The following is a 20,110-nucleotide window of genomic DNA, read 5'->3' on the forward strand; positions in this document are numbered from 1 at the left end:
CATGAGCGGCGAGACGTGGATGCGCAACCGGTGGTTGCACGTCTTCTTCGCGGGCACGATGCTCCTCACCGCCGTGATCACCGTGTTCGGGTGGTCCCCGTGGTCGATCCGCTGGCCCGCCTACACCGCGGTCGTGGTGCTCGTCGTCGCCTACGCCGTGTTCGGGCACCGCGGCTACGACAGCCCCCGTGCCGCCGCGGCCTTCCTGCCGCTGGTCCTCGTCGCCGCCCTGGTGTTGCCCGCCGTCGTGCCGAGCACCGCGTTCGTGCAGTGCATCGCGTTCCCGCTCGTGTGGGTGCAGTCCGAACGGGTCCGCACCGCCGTCCTGCTCTCGGTCGCGGTCGGCGTCGCGAGCGGCATCGGCCTGCAGGTCTCCGGCGGCTCGGACGCCCTCGTCAGCTCCCTGTTCATCGAGGGCATCAGCGTCATCGGTGCCTGCGCGATGGGCGTGTGGATCTCGAGCGTCGCCGGCCTGTCCGAGGAGCGCCGCCAGCTCCTCGACGAACTCCGCGCCACCCAGCAGTCCCTCGCCGACGCCCACCGCAGTGCCGGTGTGGCGAGCGAACGGGAGCGCCTGGCCCGCGAGATCCACGACACCGTCGCGCAGAACCTCGCCGGCATCGTCATGCTCACCGAACGTGCCCGCAAGGACCTGGCGAACGACCGCGGTGCCGCGCTCGACGAACGGCTGGCGGTCCTCGAGGAGTCGGCACGAGCGGCACTCGAGGACTCCCGCGCCCTCATCGCCGCCGGGGTCGCCGGTGCCACGAGCGGCAGCCTCGCCGGGGCCCTGCACCGCCTGGCCGAGCGCTACACCCGCGAGACCGGCACGCCCGTCGCCGTGGACGCGACCGACGGCCCGCTCGACCGTGATGCCCAGGTCGTGCTGCTCCGGGTCGTCCAGGAGTCCCTCGCGAACATCCGTGCGCACGCCGACGCCGGCTCCGTCAGCGTCGTCCTGCGGCACGCGCCCGATCACGTCGGCGTCCGTGTGACCGACGACGGCGTCGGCTTCGACATCGGTGTCCCGACGGCCGGGCACGGTCTCCGGGGCCTCCACGAACGGTTGGCGCTCTCCGGCGGGACCTGCACGATCACGAGCACCCCGGGCGGCGGCACCGTCGTCGACGCGAGCCTGCCCACCGGACCCGAGCCGAGCCTCCCGGCCGTCGATCGTCACCCCGTGGCGGAGGTGACCCGGTGATCCGCGTCGTGGTCGCCGACGACCACCCGATCGTCCGGTCGGGCATCGTGGCCCTGCTGCAGGACGCCGACGACGTCGAGGTCGTCGGTCAAGCGAGCGACGGCCGCGCGGCGGTGACGGTGGCGCTGGCCGAACGCCCCGACGTCGTGCTCCTGGACCTCCGGATGCCCGTGCTCGACGGCGATGCGGCGACGGCGGAGATCCTCGCCGCCGACCCCGGCGTCCGCGTCCTGATCCTGACCACGTACGAGTCCGACGACCAGATCCTCGCCGCCATCGAGGCCGGTGCCACCGGCTACCTGCTCAAGGCCGCCCCGGAGTCCGAGATCCTCGCCGGCGTCCGGGCGACCGCACGGGGCGAGACGGCGCTGGCCCCCTCGGCTGCCGCAGCACTCGTCCGCCGAGCAACGGGTTCACTCCCCGCCGCGGCCGGCCCGTCGCTGACCCCGCGCGAGCTCGACGTCCTGCGCCTCGTCGCCCAGGGCAACAGCAACCCGGCGATCGGCCGCGCGCTGTTCCTCAGCGAGGCCACGGTGAAGACCCACCTCGGCCACGTCTTCGAGAAGCTCGGCGTGAACGACCGCACCCGTGCCGTGACCCGCGCGATGGAGCTCCAGCTCCTCCCGTGAGTCCCCGGTCCGCCGGTCACCGGGAGCGGGTGTACCGTCAGGTCGTCAGCATGCTGACCATCTGAGAGGAACCACCGGAATGAGCGCTCCCGCCGCAGCAGCACCCACCACGCCGGACCGTCGTCGTTGGCTCGGCCTGGTCGTGATCAGCCTCGCCGTGGCGCTCATCATCGTCGACTCCACGATCGTCAACGTCGCAATCCCGAGCATCGTCGCCGACCTCGACATCGGCTCGACCCTGGTGCAGTGGGTGCAGGAGAGCTACACGCTCGTGTTCGCCGCCCTGCTGCTCGTCTTCGGGTCCGTGGCCGATCGGTTCGGCCGCCGACGCCTGCTCACCACCGGCGTCATCGTGTTCGCGGTGGCGTCGGTGCTCGCCGCGCTCTCGCCGACCGGTGAGCTCCTCGTCGTGTCCCGCGTGCTGCAGGGCATCGGCGGCGCGATGGTCCTGCCCACCACGCTCTCGATCCTCAACGCGACGTTCACCGGCCGGGAGCGTGGCATCGCGTTCGCCGTGTGGGGCTCGACGATCGGCGGCATGGTCGCGGTCGGCCCGCTGCTCGGGGGCTGGCTGACGACGGACTTCTCGTGGCGGTGGGCCTTCGGCATCAACGTCCCGATCGTCGCGGTCATCCTCGTCGGGCTCGCCGTCGCCGTGCGGGAGTCGCGGGATGCCCGGCACACCGGCCGCATCGACCTGGTCGGAGCGCTACTGTCCGTGATCGCGAGTGCCGCCCTGGTGTTCGGGCTCATCGAGGGCCGCACCTACGGCTGGTGGACCCCGTCGTCGACGCCGCTCACCATCGGCTCGTGGTCGTGGGACGGCCCGATCTCCCCGATCCCGGTCGCGTTCGTGATCGCGGTCGCTGCCGGAGCCGCCTTCGTGGTCCGTTCCCTGCGCCGGCAGCGAGGCGGACGCTCGACCCTGATCGCACTCGACCTGTTCCGCATCGGCTCGTTCCGGAACGGTTCCGTCGCCGCGCTCATCGTGTCGCTCGGCGAGTTCGGCATCATCCTGTCGCTGCCGCTCTGGCTGCAGAACGTGCTCGGGTACTCCGCCCTGCAGACCGGCTTCGTGCTGCTCGCACTGGCGATCGGGTCGTTCGTCGCGAGTGGGTTCGCCGCCACGGTCGGGCAACGCGTCGGAGCACTGCCGATCGTCCGGATCGGCATCGGCGCCGAGATCGTCGGGGTCGCCGCGATCGGGTTCGTCGTGACGTCGTCGACGCCGTGGTGGGCGATCGTGCCGTGCCTGTTCGTCTACGGTTTCGGCGTCGGGCTCGCGACGGCCCAGCTCACCGGTGTGGTGCTGCAGGACGTCCCGGTCGAACGCAGCGGTGAGGCGTCCGGCGCCCAGAGCACCGCGCGCCAGATCGGCTCGGCGCTCGGCATCGCCGTCCTCGGCACCGTCCTGTTCACCTCGACCGGCAGCATCCTGGAGCACCGCCTGCAGGACGCGGGCACCCCGGCCGCCACCGCGACGAAGATCGCCGACGCCGTGGTGCAGTCCTCCGGCGGAGCCATCTCCGGCCTCGACGGGGCCACGCGCGCCGACGCCGCCGACGCGTTCTCCGACGGCACCCGCGCCGCCGCCTTCTCCGCCGCCGGCTTCCTGGTCATCGGCCTCGGCGCCACCCTGCGCCTCCGGGCTCCACGACGCCCCGACGACGAGGACCAGGCGTGACCGGAGACCCCGTTCTGCAGCGCTCCTGACGGTTCTGGTTCACGATCCCCGAGGATCCTGAACCAGAACCGTCACCGCGCGGACACGAACCCGCGTCCCCCGCGCCGTGGACGCGACCACCGACGAAACGGGAGGCACGGTGCCTGCCCGCACCGTGCCTCCCGTCCGCTCCAGCGCGCGCCCTGCCATCGCGACGCGCGCCCGCTCAGGCCCCCGCGTCCGCCTCCTGCGACCGGACGCGGAGCACCCGCGCTGTGGGGGTGGACCCGCCGTTCGCGACCTCGAGCGAGCCCGAAGCGGCGTCCCACGCCACGGACCACGACCCGAGTGCCGTCGGGAAGAGCGGCTCGACGACCACCGCCTGCCCGGCGAACGCCGGCAGCGGCAACGACACCGACGCCGACGCACCGGGCAGCGACCACACCGACAGGTACAGGTCGCCCGTGGTGGCGTGCAGGCCGAGTGCGGTCCAGGGGTCCTCCCAGGCGGGCAGCCCGAGGGGCCAGACCGGGACGGACGCCTCGACGACGTCCAGGACCTGCCGGTGCGCAGCGATCGCGTCACCGACCACCGCACGCTGCGACGACGACATCTCGTTGAGGTACCCGGACAGGTACATCCGCCCGAGCACCCCGTTCACGAGCGACAGCGTGAACAGCTCCGGGTCCATCGTCGGCGCCGGGTACGCCCAGTTCCCCGCCTGCTCGGGCAGCATCGCGGCGGGAGCGGCGGCGGCGATCGTGGCGGACAGCACCGGGTCCTGCTGGTCCGACGTCGACTGCATGTGCAGGCGCGACAGCATGGCCCAGTCGGCGCGCATCGCTCCCGAGGCGCAGTTCTCGATGAGCAGTGCCGGGTACCGCTCCTGCACCGCGTCGAGCCAGTCGAGCAGGGCCCGCTGGTGGTCGAGCATCCCGGCGAACGGCCCCGTCATCGTGTTGTTGTCCATCTTGAAGAACGTCACCCCGAGCTCCCCGACGAGGCGGTCGACCACCGCGTCGAGGTGCGCGCGGGCCTCCGGCGAGCGCAGGTCGAGCAAGTGCCGCCCGTGCTCCGCGACCCGGACACCGTGGTGCTCGACGAACGCGGACGACGGCAGGGTCCCGGCCAGCGGCGAGTGGATGCCGATGACCTCGGGTTCGAGCCAGAGGCCGGCCTGCATGCCGCGCGCACGGATGTGGTCGATGACGGCCCCGAGCCCCGTCGGGAACCGCGAGGCCGCTTCCTCCCACGCTCCGACGGTGTCCCACCAGTGCCCCTCGGCGTACCAGCCGGCGTCGATGCAGAACAGGTCCGCTCCGGCGTCGGCGGCCGCGTCGATCAGCGGCAGGAGCTTCTCGGTGGTCGGGTCGCCCATGAGCGTGTTCATGTAGTCGTTGAACACCAGGGGCAGGGCGCGGTCGGCCTCCCGCACGTGCCGGAACGCCCGACGCTGCCGTGTGAGCACCCCGAAGGCGTCGTCGATCGACCCGGCGATGCCGACGGACACCGGCACCGAGGTGAACGGCTGCTCGGGCGTGACGACGGTGGTCCACTGGTGTTCCTGGTCGGTGGGGCCGCTCAACAGCACGTACGCGTGCCGCCGGGTCTCGCCGAGCTCGTACAGCCACGGCCCGTTGTGCTCGACCTGCCAGACGAGCGCGTACGGAAGCGGCACAGCGTCCTCCGCCCGCAGCACCCCGATCGGCAGCGCCTCACCGGTCGACCACGAACCGCGGTTCTGCACGACGGCGCGGCTGCGGGGCGGGTGGTGCTGGGCCTCCCGGTCGATCGCCGCGAGCCCGATCGATCGCAGCGGATCGGTCCGCCACCGGCTCTCCGCTGCCCAGTCGTTGTCGGCGTGCACGAGGGCGAGGTCGTCGACGGAGGCGCCCGAGTCGGTCAGGAACGCCCCGGTCGCGAACGACGACACGGAGTCCACGACGTGCTCGCCGTGCCCGGCCGACACCTCCGTCCACGTCTGGAACGCGGGCACGCCGGCGCGCGCCCGGAACACCGACTCGGCCTGGAGGCCCGTGGCCGCGTCCGCCTGCACGATCCGGAACCACAGGTCGGTCCCGTCGTCGTGCACGTGGTGCGACACGGGGCGCAGTCGCGCCCCGATCGTGGAGTCCACGTGGCGGAACCCGCCCGGGAACCGCCCGTGCCCGATCGTCGTCAGCTCGACGAGCGGCTGCGGGTCGTCCGGCCCGCCGGCGAGCGCTCCGCCAGCCGACGCTCCGCCGGCCGGCACGAACGACACGAGCGCCGCGGGCTGGTCCGCACCGACCCGGAACCGTGCCGCGAACCCGTCGGTGACCCAGTCGACGAACGTCGGCCCGTCGCTCATCGCGCCCCGACCGGTGCGGGCTCGCTCGACACCCAGTCCCCGACCGTGTGGTCGTAGCACGTGGTGTTGTCGATCTTCGTCCGGTCGAGCGGCGGCCCCGCGGTGATCCGGCGCTCGGTGCGCTCCGGGTCGGGGGCGGCCTCGGCGAGCAGCCGGGTGTAGTCGTGGTGCGGGTCGAGGATGACGGCGTCCGACGGTCCCCGCTCGACGACCCGGCCACGGTAGAGCACGAGGATCTCGTCGGAGAAGTGCCGCGCGGTCGCCAGGTCGTGCGTGATGTAGAGCACGGCGAGCTCGTCCTCGCGCTGCAGCCGGCCGAGCAGGTTGAGCACGCTCAGGCGGATCGAGACGTCGAGCATCGACACGGGTTCGTCGGCGATGAGCACCTGGGCGCCCGGGGCGAGTGCGCGGGCGATGGCGACGCGCTGCCGCTGCCCGCCGGAGAGCTCGTGCGGCCGCCGCGACGCGAAGTCCTCGTCGAGGTTCACCCGGCCGAGCAGTTCCCTTACCTTGTCGGCGGTCTCGTCGGCGCCGCGGGCCCGGTGGTGCAGCTGCAGCGGTCGGGCGATGTGGTGCTCGATCGAGTGGAACGGGTTGAGCGAGGCGAACGGGTCCTGGAACACCATCTGCACGTGCCGCCGGTACATGCTGCCCTCGACGGGGGTGCCGTCCTCGAGCCGCACGTCGATCGAACCGCGCGTCCGGGTCTCGAGCTTGGCGAGCATCCGCGCGATGGTGGACTTGCCCGAGCCGGACTCCCCCACCAGTGCGACGGTCCGGCCGGGCAGCAGGTCGAACGACACGTCGTCGACGGCCCGCAGGGTGGTGCGTTTGAGGCCCTTGCGGGTGTGGAAGTCCTTGCCGAGGTGGCTGACGGTCACACTGGTCATCGGTCCGTCTCCTGTGCTGCCTGGACCACGACGGCCCGGGTGTCGGTCTCGGGTTCGGCGCCGTCCTCGACCCCGGTGCGGATGAACGCGCCGCGGGCTCCGGACAGGCTCGGGAACGACTGCAGCAGCTTCCGCGTGTACGGGTGCTGCGGGTCGTGCTGGATCACGCTGGCGCGGTCGCACTCGACGACCTCGCCGCGGAGCATGATCGCGATCCGGTCGCTGATCTCGAGCAGCAGCGGCAGGTCGTGCGTGATGAACACGACGGCGAACCCGAGCTCGTCGCGCAGTCGGACGATCTCGCGCAGGATCTCCCGCTGCACCACGACGTCGAGCGCGGTGGTCGGCTCGTCCATGATCATGATCTGCGGTTCGAGCAGCATCGCCATCGCGATCATCACGCGCTGCCGCATGCCGCCGGACAGTTCGTGCGGGTACGCGGTGATGCGGGACGGGTCGACGCCGACGCGGCGCAGGGCGTCCTCGGCGATGGCCCGTCGTTCCTTGCGGGGCAGGCCCTTGCGGTGTTCGACCAGGGCGTCGTCGAGCTGGGCGCGGATCGTGGTGACCGGGTTGAGCGCGTTCATCGCCCCCTGGAACACCATCGACAGCTTCGACCATCGCACGGCCCGGAGTTGCTCGTGCGGCAGGCCGAGCAGGTCGACGTCGGTGCCGTCGCGGTCGTGGAACGTGATGCTGCCCGACGTGACCTTCGCCGGCGGCCGGTGCAGCCGGGTGATGGCGTACGCCAGGGTCGTCTTGCCGCAGCCCGACTCCCCCGCGAGTCCGAGGATCTCACCGGGCGCCAGGGTGAGCGAGACGTCCTTCACGGCGTGCACGGGGTGCTCGGTCTCGTAGACCACGTCGAGGTGGTCGATGGTCAGCACGGCCGGGCGGCGGCCGTCGCCCGGGGCGTCGGAGGTGACCGGTCGTGCGGTGTCGGTGGCGCTCATCGGGCGACCCCCTTCGTGTCGTGACCGGCGGTGGCGACGCGGGCCGGGCCTCCCGAGCGGGCCGCACGCTTCGCACGACGGTCGCGCCGTCGCTGCGCACGCACGTTCGCGAGTCGCGGGTTGATGACCTCGTCGATCGAGAAGTTCACCAGGGACAGGCCCATGCCGAGCAGGGCGATGAGCAGGCCCGGCGGCACGAACCACCACCAGGCGCCGTTCGCCAGCGCGAAGCCGTTCTGGGCGTAGAAGAGCATGGTGCCGAGCGTCGAGGAGTTCGACGCCCCGAGCCCGAGGAACGACAGCCCCGCTTCCCCGAGGATCGCGGCGATCACCGCGAACACGAACTGCGACGCGAGCACCGGCAGCAGGTTCGGCAGGATCTCGACGGCGATGACCCGCCAGGGCCGTTCGCCGGCGACCCGGGCGGCGGACACGTAGTCGCGGTTGCGGATCGACATCGTCTGCGCGCGCAGCACCCGGGCGGACCCGGCCCACGACGTGATCGCCAGGACGACGGCGATGGTCCAGAGCCCGCGGGCCTCACGCGGCACCAGGCCGGAGATGACGATGACGAGCGGCAGGCCGGGGATGACGAGGAACACGTTCGAGAACAGCGAGAACGCCTCGTCCATGATCCCGCCCAGGTAGGCGCCGAGGATGCCGAAGAACGCGGACAGCACCGTGGCGAGGACGCCGACGATGAGCCCGATCTGCAGGCTGCCCCGGGTGGCGAAGGCGAGCTGCGCCAGGACGTCCTGACCGGTCTGGGTGGTGCCGAGGACGTTCGAGCCGCTCGGTCCCTGCAGCCCGGTGTCGCGGATGGTGGTCGGGTCGCCGACGAGCAGCGGTCCGATCACCCCGAACAGCGTGACGCCGGCGACGAGCGCGATGCCCGTGACGAGCCACGGGGTGAGCGTGGGGAGGAACCGACGGATGCCGCCCTTCGACGCGCGCCGGGTGGCGATCGACGTGGTGCTGTCGGCCTCCTCGGTCAGCGCGCCGATGGTGGGCTCGGTCTCCTGCTGGATGTTGGTCATGGTCGTCTCCTCCCCTAGCTCCGGGCCCGCGTGCGCGGGTCGATCAGTCCGTACAGCAGGTCGACGACGAGGTTCGCGCCGAGGACCGCCAGGGTGATGAACAGGAAGATCCCCTGCATGAGCGCGTAGTCGTTGTTCGTCACGGCGGACAGCAGCTTCGACCCGATGCCCGGGTACGAGAACACCTGCTCGGTGACGACGGAACCGGACACGATGAACCCGAGGGAGATCGCGAACCCGGCGACGGACGGCAGCACGGCGTTCCGGGCGGCGTAGTTCCGCAGGATCTTGCCGTCCGACAGGCCCTTCGCCTGCGCGGTGGTGATGTAGTCCTCGGACAGCGTCGACACCATCATGTTGCGCATGCCGAGCAGCCAGCCGCCGAGTGACGCGAGCACGATCGTCACCGCCGGCAGCACCCCGTACTGGACCGCCGAGACGATGAAGTCCCAGTTGAACCCGGGGGTCAGGATGACGTCGTAGCCGCCCTGCGCCGGGAACAGGTGGAGCCCGGTGGCGAAGAAGTACACCAGGATCAGCGCGAGCCAGAAGTACGGCACCGCGGCGAGCAGGGTGGTGGCCGGCACGAACGAGTCGAGCCAGGTGCCGGGCCGCCACCCGACGAAGGCCCCGAGGCCGACGCCGATGATCGCGGCCACGATGGTGGCGATCCCGACCAGGGCGATGGTCCACGGCAGCGAACTGCCGATCACCTCGGTGACGGGTGCCGGGAAGTAACTGACGGACACGCCGAGGTCACCGCGGAACACGTTGACCAGGTAGTGGCCGTACTGGGAGATGAGCGGCTCCGAGGAATCGCCACCGAGGAGCAGCTCGTACGCCTCCCGGGTCGCCGGGGTCACCTGGCCGCCGCGCTGCTGGAGCTTGGCGAGCAGGATGTCCACCGGGTTGCCGGGCAGGAGCCTGGGGATGATGAAGTTCAGCGTCAGGGCCGCCCACAGTGCGACGACGTAGAAGCCGATCTTGCGCAGGAAGTAGGTCATCGTCGAGTGCCCCTCGGTCGCGATCCCATCGGTGTCAGCCCTTCGCCGGCTTGAGCGCCTTGAAGATCTCGGCGTTGTCCGGGCTCGCCCAGACCGCCGGGAACGCGTACAGGTCGTCCTTCGTCGGCCAGCCGGTGAACTTCGCCGCGTGGAACTCGCTCGTCGTGCCGCCGGTCATCACGGGGATGTAGGGCAGGTCCTCGACGATGTGCTCCTGGATCGTGTCGAGCTCGGGCTGGGTCGCCGCGGTGTCCTCGGGGTTGATGGTGGCGAGCTTCGCGATGGCCTTGTCGACGTCGGGGTTGCTGTACCGCGAGATGTTCATCGGGGCTGCTGCACCGACCTTCGCGGTGTTGGCCGTCGTGAAGTAGTTGTTGTACAGGTAGTACGGGTTCGCCGTCGGGCCCTGGCCGAGCGAGTCGATCGCGAGCTCGAAGTTGCCCTTGGTCTTCTTGTCGGTCCACTCGTTCCACGACGACTGCTGCGCCTTGAGCTCGATGCCCGCGGCCTTGAGCTGCTGCGTCATCGTGTCGATCGCGGTGATGTAGTCGGTCCACCCGGTGACGACCTCGACCGTCAGGGACAGCTTCTTGCCGTCCTTGGCGTAGATGCCGTCGGAGCCCTTCTTCCACCCGGCGTCCTCGAGGGTCGAGGCGGCCGCGTCGGTGTCGGCGGTCTCCGGCATCACGGCCGGCTCGATGTCCTTCGAGATGGTGTCCTTCTGCGTCGTCGTGAGCGCGAAGGTCGGCGAGATCTCGCTCGCGGTGTTCTCGAACGCCAGCGAGTTGAGCTGCTTGCGGTTGATGGCGTCGGCGATCGCGTGGCGGACGGCCGGGTCGGTCTGCGGGCCGGCGCAGCCCAGGTCGGTGTTCGCGCAGGTCAGCAGGGCCATCTGGTTCTGGCCGACGGTGATGCCGTCGTAGCCGTTGTAGTTGGCGGGGATGTCGTCCATGTTCGGCACCGGGCCGGTCTGCCAGTCGATCGACCCCTGCTTCAGTGCGTCGGCGCCGGCGGTGTTGCCGGAGAGCGACAGGTAGCGGATGGTCTTCACGGCCGGGGCACCGTCCCAGTACTTCTTGTTCGCCTCGAGAGTGAACGCCTGCGCCTTGAAGGTGCCGAGCGTGTACGGGCCGGTGCCGACGGGCTCGCGCACGACGTCGGTGGTCGGGTCGATGTCCTTCCACAGGTGCTCAGGCACGATCCAGGTCTTGCCGAGCAGGTTCGGGCCGAGCACGAACGACGGCTTGTCGAACGAGACGACCACCTTGTCGTCGCCGTCGGCCTTCGCGGTGCCGTCGTAGCCGATCGAGTTCAGGGCCTTCTGCTTCTTGAGCATGTCGAGCGTGAACACGACGTCCTTCGAGGTGAACGGCTCGCCGTCGCTCCAGGTGGCTCCGTCGCGCAGCGTGATGGTGAGCTGCGTGCCGTCGTCGTTCCACTCGGAGGACTTGCCGAGCAGCGGCTTCGGGTCCTTCGTGTTGACGTTGGTGATGAAGAAGAGCGACTCGTAGATCGTGCCGACGCCGCCGATGTTGGACGGCGACCACGGGTTGAAGTTGATCTGGTAGTCGCCGGACTGGCCGGTGTACGCCACCAGGGTCGAGGCAGCGGCGTCGTTCGTGCTGGCGGTGCCGCTGGAGCTGCAGCCGCTGAGCGCGAGGCCGGCTGCGAGGAGAACGGCGCCGCCGATGGCGAGCCGTGAACGGGTTGGGTTGAACATCGTTGTCCTCTCGGTCTGCGTCGTCGCAGGGTCCACGTTGTGAGCGTGATTGTTACACGCGTAAACTAAGGCGGTCAAGGGGTCGGGTCACGGCCCCGTAACGATGAGGAGACGCAATGGAGCGGACCACCCTGGACGGCACGTGGACCCTCGAGGCGGTGACCGGGCCCGAGCAGTCGGCGGAGCACCGCGAACCGGTCGAGGCGCAGGTCCCCGGCTGCGTGCACACCGACCTGCTGCGGGCCGGGCGGATCCCCGACCCGTTCGCCGGCGACGGCGAGGCCGCCACCCAGTGGATCGGCGACACCGTCTGGCGCTACCGCCGCACGTTCGAGTGGAGCGCACCGGACGAGACCCGCCACGACCTCGTCGCCGAGGGCCTCGACACCCTCGCCACGATCGAGCTCAACGGCATCGTCGTCGCGACGACCGCCAACCAACACCGCTCGTACCGGTTCCCCGTCGGGCACCTGCTCCGACCGGGCACGAACGAGCTCGTCGTCACGTTCGACGCCCCAGTCCCCGCAGCCGAGCGCCTGTCCGCCCTGCACGGCGGCGAGCTGCCCCACGTCAACCACCACCCCTACAACGCGCTCCGCAAGAACGCGTCGAACTTCGGGTGGGACTGGGGCGTCGACGTCGCCACGAGCGGCATCTGGAAGTCGATCGGCATCGAGTCCTGGAGCGGCGTCCGCATCGCGGCCGTCCGCCCGCTCGTCGACCTCGACGGCACCACCGGGGTGCTGACGGCCCACGTCGACGTCGAGCACGCCGGCTCCACCGGCTCCTTCTCGCAGGCCATCGGCAGCGCGCCCGTCGCGTCCGCGGACGGTTCCGCGGGCACCGGCCTGGAGGCCCGGATCACCCTGGCCCCGCACCCCGCGTCCGCAGGACACACGGTATCCGACACCGCCGGCCGGGTCGTCGGCGCACGTCCCGTCGTCGACGGCGCCGCGACCGTCCGCCTCGAGGTCCCCGACGTCGCCGTCTGGTGGCCCCGCGGCGAGGGCGACCAGCCGCTGTACGACGTCCGGGTCGAGGTCGGCGACGACGTGTGGACCGGCCGCGTCGGCTTCCGCACGGTCACCCTCGACACCGCCGCCGACGCCGGCGGCGCGCCGTTCCTGCTCCGCGTCAACGGCCGTCCGGTCATGGTGCGCGGGGCGAACTGGATCCCCGACCACGCCTACCTGACCGAGATGACGCCCGAGCGGTACGCGGACCGGATCCAGGACGCGATCGACGCGAACATGAACCTGCTGCGCATCTGGGGCGGCGGCATCTACGAGTCCGACGACCTGTACGACCGGTGCGACGAGCTCGGCGTCCTGGTGTGGCAGGACTTCCTGTTCGCCTGTGCCGCCTACGCCGAGGAGCCCTGGCTCGCCGACGAGGTCGAGCCCGAGGTCCGCCAGGCCGTCACCCGCCTCAGCCCGCACCCGTCGCTCGTGGTGTGGAACGGCAACAACGAGAACCTCGTCGCCTACGCCGAGTGGGGCTGGCGGCAGTCACTCGTCGGCCGGACCTGGGGCAACGGCTACTACCGTTCCCTGCTGCCGGCGGTCGTCGCCGAGCTGGACCCGACCAGGCCGTACACGCCGGGCAGCCCGTTCTCGTTCGATGAGTACCTGACGCCGAACGACCAGCGGAACGGCAGCGTGCACATCTGGGACGTCTGGAACCGGCTCGACTACCGCGCCTACGCCGACTGGGAGCCGCGGTTCGTCGCCGAGTTCGGGTTCCAGGGCCCGCCGGCGTGGTCGACCCTGACCGCGGTGGTGCACGACGAGCCCCTCGACCCGGACGGCCACGAGATGCTCGTGCACCAGAAGGCCGACCAGGGCAACCGGAAGCTCGCCGACGGCATGCGGGGGCACCTGCCCGAGCCGACCTCCATCGAGGACTGGCACTTCGCCGCGCAGCTCAACCAGGCGCACGCGATCCGCTTCGGCATGGAGTGGTTCCGCTCCCGCACGCCCGACAACACCGGCATGGTCGTCTGGCAGCTCAACGACGACTGGCCCGTGGTGTCCTGGGCGCTGGTCGACCACGCCGGCATCCGGAAGCCCGTCTGGTACGCCGTCCAGCAGGCGTACCAGCCCGTGCTGCTCACCGTGCAGCCGTCGTCCGGTGCCCAGGGTGACGACGGCGACGGCGACGGCGACGGCAGTCTCGACGTCGTCCTCGTCAACGCGTCCGGTGCGTCGGTCGCCGACGAGGTCACGGTCTCCCGCGTGGCGTTCGACGGCACCGTGCTCGAGTCGTCGTCGTTCATGCTCGCGGCCGCCCCCGCCGATGCCGACCGGGTGCAGCTGCCGTCGTCGCTCGCGGCACCGGGCGACCCCGGTTCCGAGGTCCTCGTCGTCACGGGAGCCGGCACCCACACCGTGCACGACTTCGCCGAGGTCGTCGACCAGGCACTCGAGCCCTCGCCCCTGTCCACGGTGGTGTCGGCGACGGAGGACGGCGCAACGGTCACCGTGACGGCGAAGGCGTACGCGCGCGACGTCTCGCTGTTCCCCGACCGCGTCGATGCGGCCGCCCGCGTCGACGACGGGTTGGTGTCCCTGCTCCCCGGCGAGTCGGTGACCTTCACGGTGACGGGCGCGCCGGGCATCGCTGCACAGGAGCTCGTCCACCCGCTCGTCCTCCGCCACGCAGGTTCGCTCCTGCCCTGACCCGGGTGCCCTGGGGGGGGACGGCGACGTTCCCTCGCGCCGCTGACGGTTCCGGTTCACGATCCCCCGGGTTCGCGAACCGGAACCGTCACCCGAGCACGCCCGCCCACCTCCGCTGCACCCGCAACCCGGCAGCCCGCAGCACCGAAGCCCGCGGACGGAGTGATCGTCCCGCACCGCCCCTCGTTCACCGCGCGGCACCCCACCGATCGCCCCGGGACGGCCATTTCCTCTCGACGCGTGACGGTTCTGGTTCACGATCGCCGAGGATCGCGAACCAGAACCGTCACGTCGCCGATCAGGAAACGCTTCCCCCGCCGAAACAGCGCGGCTGACGGCGCTCAGTCGATCGCGCGGAGCTCCAGCACGATCGCGGTCGCGGGTGCGAGCAGCGGGAGCCGCGCGCCGACGTCCTCGAGCACGGCGCCGGTCAGCTCCAGGTGTCCGCGCACGAGCCACTCCGGCGGCACCATGTCGAGCCCGCGCGGGACAGCGAGCCCGGTCACCGGGGCGAGCCGGTAGCGCCGCGACCGGTCGAGTCCACGCACCCGGAGCGGCACCGGCAACGACCTCGGCCCCGTCTCCGTCCGCGCCACCCGCACCAGCGCCCGCGAACGGTCGGTGGCCACGACCGACGTCGCCACCGTTCCCGGGTCTCCGAGGTCCAGGTGCCGCAGCCGCCCGGAGTGCAGCAGCCCGCGCTCCCGTCGGTACAGCGCCGTCCAGGCCCGGAGCCGGTCGAGCTCCTCGGGCGACAGCTTCGTGATGTCGGTCTCGATGCCGGCCGAGCCGAACAACGACACCGCCATCCGGAAGTCCAGGTCGAGGTGCCGGCTCGTGGTGTGCGAGACCTCCGGCCCGACGTGCGAGCCGATCAGCTCGAGTGGGAGCAGTGCCTCGGTCCAGCGCTGGATCGGCAGTCGCTCGAAGGCGTCGTTCGAGTCCGACGGCCAGACCCGGTCGGTCCGCTCGAGCACGCCGAGGTCGATCCGGGCACCGCCGCTCGCGCACGCCTCGATCTCGAGCCACGGGTGCCGCGCACGCAGCTCGTCCATCAACGCGTACACGCCGCGGGTGTGCGCGTCGATGCCGGCGCGTCCCGCGTGCACCGCGTGCACGATGTCCCGGTTCTGGTCCCACTTCACGAAGTCGACGTGGTGCTCGCCGATCACGCGGGACATGCTCTCGAGCACGTGGTGCCGGGCCAGCGGGTTCGCCATGTCGAGCACGTACTGGTTCCGCCACGTGCGGACGTCGTCCTCGGGGCGCTGCAGCATCCACTCGGGGTGTGCCTCCGCCAGCTCGGACACCGGGCTGACCATCTCGGGCTCGAACCACAGGCCGAACTCCATGCCGAGCGCACGCACCCGATCGACGAGCGGTGCCAGCCCGTCCGGCCACACCGTCGGGTCGACGCGCCAGTCCCCGAGCGAGGTCGAGTCCGACCGCCGGCCGAGGAACCACCCGTCGTCGAGCACGAACCGCTCGACGCCGATGTCCGCTGCCGTCTCCGCCAGTGCCACCAGGGGTTCGAGCTCCTGCCGGTAGTAGACGGCCTCCCACGTGTTGAGCACCACGGGCCGGGGTCGTCGCGGGTGCCCCGGGCGGCTGCGCAACGAGTCGTGCAGCCGGTCGGACAGCCCGTCGATCCCGGTGTCGCTCCACACGAACACGGCGTCGGGAGCGGCGAACGACTCCCCCTCGCCGAGCACGACCTCGCCGGCACGCAGCAGTTCTCCGGCACCGAGCAGCGGTCGCGCCTCGGCGAGCTGGTCGTACCGGTACACCGAGTCCGCGCTCCAGGCCAGGTGCACCGCCCACAGCTCACCCTCGGCGTCTGAGAACCCGGGCGTGCCGAGCACGAGCAACGTCGGCGAGTCGTGGCCCGTCCGCCCGCGACGGCTCTCCCGCGCGTGGCTCCCGGCCGTCGCCGCCCGGCGCTGCGGTGTGCGCTCACGCGTCCACCGTCCGCCCAGGTCGAGCACCTCGGTGATCCGCTCCCCCACCGGCAGCGTCGCCTCGAGCGCCTGCACGTGCACGGGCTGGGCGTGGGTGTTCGTCACCGTGTGCCGCACCCGCAGCACCCCCGCGGAGTCGAGCGCGAACTCGCTCCGGAGCGCCAACGAGTCCGACTCGGCGGTCACGACGATCCGCTCGTCGTCACCGATCACCACCACGTCGAACCACCGCGGCACGAGCGGCATCCCGTCCACGTGCCCGGCGATCCCCGGTCGCCCCTCCCACCCGTCGCGCTCGGTGGGCAGCACCGTGAGGGGCCACCGCGCGTCGAGCGCACTCGGTCCGAGCGGCCGACCGAGTGCGAGCAGCAGGTCGGCCGCATCGTCCGGCGCGACGGGCCCGACGTCCCGACCCCAGTGCAGCACCTCGGGCAGCCCGTCCGCCGCGGACGCCAGCACCAGCGACACCCCGGCCGATCGCAGCACGTACACACGTCGATCGCCGGCACCGACGGCTGTCGACTCGCGCTCCACGACGGTCACGAGGCCCGCTCCTCGCGCAGCACGCGGACGCGTCCGGCCGGCACGACGGTGTCCGGCCCGTGGCCGGACCCGTCGAGCAGGTCCGTGCCGGACGCGACGACCGTGATGTCGTCAGCACGGTGGTTGACGAGGAACAGGAAGGCGGAACCGTCGTCGCCGACGCGACGCACCGCCTCCAGGCCGGGAGGCCCGGTGACCGTCCGCAGGATCCCCCGCTCCGCGATCACCCCGTCCACGAGCCGTTGGATGCTGTCGTCCGCGAGCATCGCGGACACGTACCAGGCGCCGCCGCCGACCGGGCGGCGCGTGACGGCGGGCCGGCCCGCGAGCGGGCCGTCGGTGTACCGGAGCACGGACTCGGCGTCCTCGAGCACGACCGCTTCGGCCCAGTCGGTGACGACCTCGCCGTCGTCGAGGGTCCAGCGTTCATCGCGCTGGAGCGGGGTGAACTCCTCGCTCCAGGCGCCGAGCACCTCGCGGAACGCGCCCGGGTAGCCGCCGGTGCGGATGCGGGCTGTCTCGTCGGCGACGCCGGACAGGTACGTGACGATCAGGGTCGCGCCGCGGTCCACCACGGCGGACAGCCGCGCGGCGGTCGCGTCGTCGACGATGAGCATCGTCGGCACGACGACCACGTCGTAGCCGTCCAGGTCGGCGTCGGCGGGGACCACGTCCGTGAGCACCTGCCGGTCGTGGAACGCGCGGTGCCAGGCGCGGAGCTCCCGACCGTAGCGCAGGCCCCGGTGCGGCTTGAGCCCCGACTGCACGGCCCACCCGGAGGCCTCGTCCACGACGATCGCGACCCGGGCCGGCTCGACGCGGGTGCCCTGCACGGGTGCGAGGGCCTGCAGCGCCCGGCCGAGGGCGAGCACCTCGCGCCAGATGCGAGTGCGGGTGCCGGCGTGCGGGAGCATCGCCGAGTGGAACTGCTCCGCACCCGCGGTGGAGGCCCGCCACTGGAAGAACAGCGCCCCGTCGGACCCGTGCGCGACGTGCGCCAGGGCGTTCCGGACGAGCTCGGCCGGTTCCTTGGCGCGGTTGCGCTGCTGCCAGCTCGGGCCACCCGTCGAGTGCTCCATCAGCAGCCAGGGACGACGGTCCGCCGACATCCCGCGCATCCGGTCACCGGCCAGCGCGAGGTCCTGCTCGCGGCGGGCGTCGTCGACGAGCGTGTAGTGGTCGTTCGCGACGATCGCCACGTGCTTGGCCCACCCGGCGTAGTCGACGACCTGCGACCCGGCGCCCACCATGAAGTTCGTCGTGACAGGCACGTCCGAGTGCTGCTCGATCACGGCCTTCTCGGCGTCGTAGTGGCGGAGCAGCGCGTCGGAGGAGTACCGCTCGAAGTCCAGCGCGAGCCCGGGGTTCGGTGCCCCGCCCACCCCGCGCGGCGGCGAGACCTCGTCGAACGAGGTGTACGTGTGCCCCCAGAAGGCCGTGCCCCACGCGTCGTTCGCGGCCTCGACGTCGCCGTACTTCGCGACGAGCCAGTGCCGGAAGTCCGCTGCCGACTCCTCGCAGTAGCACCGGCCGTTGCCGCCGCCGAGCTCGTTGCTCACGTGCCAGAGCCGCACCGCGGGATGCCGGCCGTACCGCTCCGCCAGCGCGTCGACCATGCGGAGCGCGTGCTCCCGGAACAGCTCGGAGGCCGGGCACCACCCGAGTCGTCCGCCCGGTCGCTCTCGCCGCTCCGTGGCGTCCACGGGCAGGATCTCCGGGTGTGCGGTCAGCAGCCAGTTCGGTGGTGCAGCGGTCGGCGTCGCGAGGTCAACCGCGATGCCGTTCTCGTGCAGCAGCGCGAGGACGTCGTCGAGCCACTCCCACGTGAAGTCCCCCGGCGACCGCTCGAGCAGTGCCCACGAGAACACCCCGACGGTGACCAGGTTCACGCCGACCTCACGCATCAGGCGAACGTCCTCGAGCCAGGTCTCCCGGGGCCACTGCTCGGGGCTGTAGTCGCCGCCGAACGACAGGCCGTCGGTCGGCCACGGGACGGTGGGGGCAGCGGTCACGGCATCTCCTTCGATGGTGTGGACCGCTCAAGCCTCCCGTCTGCGTCCGCGTTTGTCAACGTGCGTAACTAACGCGCCGACACCTCTGTAGTTCCCGTGGCGGACTACTCCCCCAGCAGCCGACGGATGGCGAGGACCGCCCCGGCACGTGCCCACTCCGAGAACTCGAACGGCTGCACCTCCACCGTCACCGGCTCGGTGTACGGCGCCAGTGCGGCCCGCATCGACTCGTCCACGGTCGCCCGCGCCAGGTCGTACACGGGCAGCCCGTCACCCGTCAGCACGATCGCCGAGGGGTCCGCGATGTGCACCGCGGTGGCGAGCAGGACCCCGAGGGCACGGCCGGCATCCTCGAACGCAGCGAGGGCGCCCTCGTCGCCGTCCCGGGCAAGCTCGACCACCTGGTCGTAGGTCTTCCCCTCGTGCCCGGCGTTCCGCACGATGACCGGGCTCGGCAGGTAGCTCGAGGCGCACCCGGCGTGCCCGAGACCACAGTCCGGACCGCCCCCGAGGACCGGGAGGTGCCCGATGCGCCCGAGCCGCCCGTGTTCCCCGGTGGAGACCTGCCCGTTCGCGATGAGCCCGAGGCCCAGGCCCTCACCGACCGTCACGAGCACCATCGACCCGCGGCCGGCGCCGGCACCGAACCAGTGCTCCTTCGCCGTCAGCGCATGGACGTCGTTCGCGGTGAACGTGGCGATGCCCGTCCGCTCCTCGAGCATCCGGGCGAACGGCACCTCGTGCCACCCGAGGAACACCGACGCCGCGACGACGGACTCCCCCGCCCGCACCATAACGTCTCCGGGCAGCGAGACCCCGATCGCACAGATGGCCGGGTGCGCATCCCGGAGCCGGGCGAGCACCAGGGTGATCTGCTCCGCGAGCGACTCGGCGGCGGTGTCGTCGATCGCCTCTTCGTGCAGCGCGAGGACCCGTCCGCCCAGGTCCGTGACCGCGGCGTACAGGCGGTCCTTCGTGAGCTTGATGCCGAGGAACTCCCACTGCCCGCTGCTCACCTGCAGGAGCTCCGACGGGCGGCCGGTGGCGCCGCGAACATCAGTGCCGACCTCGACCACGAGCCGCTGTGACACGAGGATGCGCATCGCCCGCGTGAGGCTCGCCCGTGAGAGCCCGAGTGACCGTGCGATCTCGGCACGGGAGAGCACCCCGTGGATGAGGATCTCCCGCAGCGCCAGGCGGGAGCCGTCGGGCAGGGCCGGCCAGGCTTCGGTCATCGTTCCTCCGTCGTCGGCTGATCCTACGGCCTGACCGGTCCCCGTCGACAAGGACCCAGAACGGGCCGCAGAACGCAGAAAACCCCTGACCACGAATGGTCAGGGGTTCCCTGGTTCTTATAAGTTAAGTCCGGCGGCGTCCTACTCTCCCACAAGGTCCCCCTTGCAGTACCATCGGCGCTGAGAGGCTTAGCTTCCGGGTTCGGAATGTGACCGGGCGTTTCCCTCTCGCTA

The 20,110-nt window shown here is 71.5% G+C and carries 13 protein-coding genes and 1 rRNA gene; 4 read left to right on the plus strand and 10 right to left on the minus strand.

What is annotated here, in order from left to right:
- Position 1 precedes the first annotated feature (1 nt).
- The 3 genes from DEJ09_RS14235 to DEJ09_RS14245 all read left to right on the plus strand — a co-directional run bounded on the left by DEJ09_RS14235 (position 2) and on the right by DEJ09_RS14245 (position 3,517).
- Positions 2–1,204, plus strand: a complete 1,203-nt coding sequence (locus DEJ09_RS14235; RefSeq protein WP_146245738.1) for a sensor histidine kinase — start codon at positions 2–4, stop codon at positions 1,202–1,204.
- Positions 1,201–1,833, plus strand: a complete 633-nt coding sequence (locus DEJ09_RS14240; protein WP_111089019.1) for a response regulator transcription factor — start codon at positions 1,201–1,203, stop codon at positions 1,831–1,833. The genes DEJ09_RS14235 and DEJ09_RS14240 overlap by 4 nt, the downstream gene beginning before the upstream one ends.
- 79 nt (positions 1,834–1,912) lie before the next feature.
- Positions 1,913–3,517, plus strand: a complete 1,605-nt coding sequence (locus DEJ09_RS14245) for an MFS transporter (RefSeq protein ID WP_111089020.1) — start codon at positions 1,913–1,915, stop codon at positions 3,515–3,517.
- Between the two features lie 205 nt (positions 3,518–3,722).
- Here the strand turns inward: DEJ09_RS14245 and DEJ09_RS14250 are convergent, their stop codons facing one another.
- The 6 genes from DEJ09_RS14250 to DEJ09_RS14270 are packed head-to-tail and all read right to left on the minus strand — an operon-like array spanning position 3,723 to position 11,450.
- Positions 3,723–5,846, minus strand: coding sequence for a glycoside hydrolase family 36 protein (locus DEJ09_RS14250; RefSeq protein ID WP_111089021.1), 2,124 nt, complete (start codon positions 5,844–5,846; stop codon positions 3,723–3,725).
- The gene (locus DEJ09_RS14255) at positions 5,843–6,736 is read right to left on the minus strand and encodes an ABC transporter ATP-binding protein (protein ID WP_111023915.1); all 894 of its coding nucleotides are present in this window, start codon (positions 6,734–6,736) and stop codon (positions 5,843–5,845) included. Before DEJ09_RS14255 ends, DEJ09_RS14250 begins: the two co-directional genes overlap by 4 nt.
- Positions 6,733–7,689 (minus strand): ABC transporter ATP-binding protein, encoded by a 957-nt coding sequence (locus DEJ09_RS18225; RefSeq protein ID WP_181433373.1) that lies wholly within the window; start codon positions 7,687–7,689, stop codon positions 6,733–6,735. Before DEJ09_RS18225 ends, DEJ09_RS14255 begins: the two co-directional genes overlap by 4 nt.
- The gene (locus tag DEJ09_RS18230; RefSeq protein ID WP_111023919.1) at positions 7,686–8,726 is read right to left on the minus strand and encodes an ABC transporter permease; all 1,041 of its coding nucleotides are present in this window, start codon (positions 8,724–8,726) and stop codon (positions 7,686–7,688) included. The genes DEJ09_RS18225 and DEJ09_RS18230 overlap by 4 nt, the downstream gene beginning before the upstream one ends.
- A 14-nt stretch (positions 8,727–8,740) precedes the next feature.
- Positions 8,741–9,730, minus strand: a complete 990-nt coding sequence (locus DEJ09_RS14265; RefSeq protein ID WP_071247140.1) for an ABC transporter permease — start codon at positions 9,728–9,730, stop codon at positions 8,741–8,743.
- A 34-nt stretch (positions 9,731–9,764) separates the two neighbouring features.
- Positions 9,765–11,450, minus strand: a complete 1,686-nt coding sequence (locus tag DEJ09_RS14270) for an ABC transporter substrate-binding protein (protein ID WP_111089022.1) — start codon at positions 11,448–11,450, stop codon at positions 9,765–9,767.
- Between the two features lie 116 nt (positions 11,451–11,566).
- Here DEJ09_RS14270 and DEJ09_RS14275 point away from each other — a divergent pair, with 116 nt between their 5' ends.
- Positions 11,567–14,128, plus strand: a complete 2,562-nt coding sequence (locus DEJ09_RS14275) for a glycoside hydrolase family 2 protein (RefSeq protein ID WP_111089023.1) — start codon at positions 11,567–11,569, stop codon at positions 14,126–14,128.
- Positions 14,129–14,469: 341 nt separating this feature from the next.
- Here DEJ09_RS14275 and DEJ09_RS14280 read toward each other — a convergent pair whose 3' ends face one another.
- The 4 genes from DEJ09_RS14280 to rrf form a co-directional block, all read right to left on the minus strand.
- Positions 14,470–16,629, minus strand: coding sequence for an alpha-galactosidase (locus DEJ09_RS14280; protein WP_258373915.1), 2,160 nt, complete (start codon positions 16,627–16,629; stop codon positions 14,470–14,472).
- Positions 16,626–18,641, minus strand: coding sequence for a beta-galactosidase (locus tag DEJ09_RS14285; protein ID WP_111089024.1), 2,016 nt, complete (start codon positions 18,639–18,641; stop codon positions 16,626–16,628). Before DEJ09_RS14285 ends, DEJ09_RS14280 begins: the two co-directional genes overlap by 4 nt.
- A gap of 104 nt (positions 18,642–18,745) precedes the next feature.
- Positions 18,746–19,876 (minus strand): ROK family transcriptional regulator, encoded by a 1,131-nt coding sequence (locus DEJ09_RS14290; protein ID WP_111089025.1) that lies wholly within the window; start codon positions 19,874–19,876, stop codon positions 18,746–18,748.
- Positions 19,877–20,004: 128 nt separating this feature from the next.
- Positions 20,005–20,110 (minus strand): 5S ribosomal RNA (gene rrf / locus DEJ09_RS14295); the annotation flags it as partial.

Source organism: Curtobacterium sp. MCLR17_055 (assembly GCF_003234305.1).
GTDB lineage: Bacteria > Actinomycetota > Actinomycetes > Actinomycetales > Microbacteriaceae > Curtobacterium > Curtobacterium flaccumfaciens.

Excerpts from the sequence above, each read along its gene's own strand:
- DEJ09_RS14235 (WP_146245738.1), top strand. The coding sequence starts at position 2 with ATGAGCGGCGAGACGTGGATGCGCAACCGGTGGTTGCACGTCTTCTTC.
- DEJ09_RS14245 (WP_111089020.1), top strand. The coding sequence starts at position 1,913 with ATGAGCGCTCCCGCCGCAGCAGCACCCACCACGCCGGACCGTCGTCGT.
- DEJ09_RS14250 (WP_111089021.1), bottom strand. The coding sequence starts at position 5,846 with ATGAGCGACGGGCCGACGTTCGTCGACTGGGTCACCGACGGGTTCGCG.
- DEJ09_RS14255 (WP_111023915.1), bottom strand. The coding sequence starts at position 6,736 with ATGACCAGTGTGACCGTCAGCCACCTCGGCAAGGACTTCCACACCCGC.
- DEJ09_RS18225 (WP_181433373.1), bottom strand. The coding sequence starts at position 7,689 with ATGAGCGCCACCGACACCGCACGACCGGTCACCTCCGACGCCCCGGGC.
- DEJ09_RS18230 (WP_111023919.1), bottom strand. The coding sequence starts at position 8,726 with ATGACCAACATCCAGCAGGAGACCGAGCCCACCATCGGCGCGCTGACC.
- DEJ09_RS14265 (WP_071247140.1), bottom strand. The coding sequence starts at position 9,730 with ATGACCTACTTCCTGCGCAAGATCGGCTTCTACGTCGTCGCACTGTGG.
- DEJ09_RS14270 (WP_111089022.1), bottom strand. The coding sequence starts at position 11,450 with ATGTTCAACCCAACCCGTTCACGGCTCGCCATCGGCGGCGCCGTTCTC.
- DEJ09_RS14275 (WP_111089023.1), top strand. The coding sequence starts at position 11,567 with ATGGAGCGGACCACCCTGGACGGCACGTGGACCCTCGAGGCGGTGACC.
- DEJ09_RS14290 (WP_111089025.1), bottom strand. The coding sequence starts at position 19,876 with ATGACCGAAGCCTGGCCGGCCCTGCCCGACGGCTCCCGCCTGGCGCTG.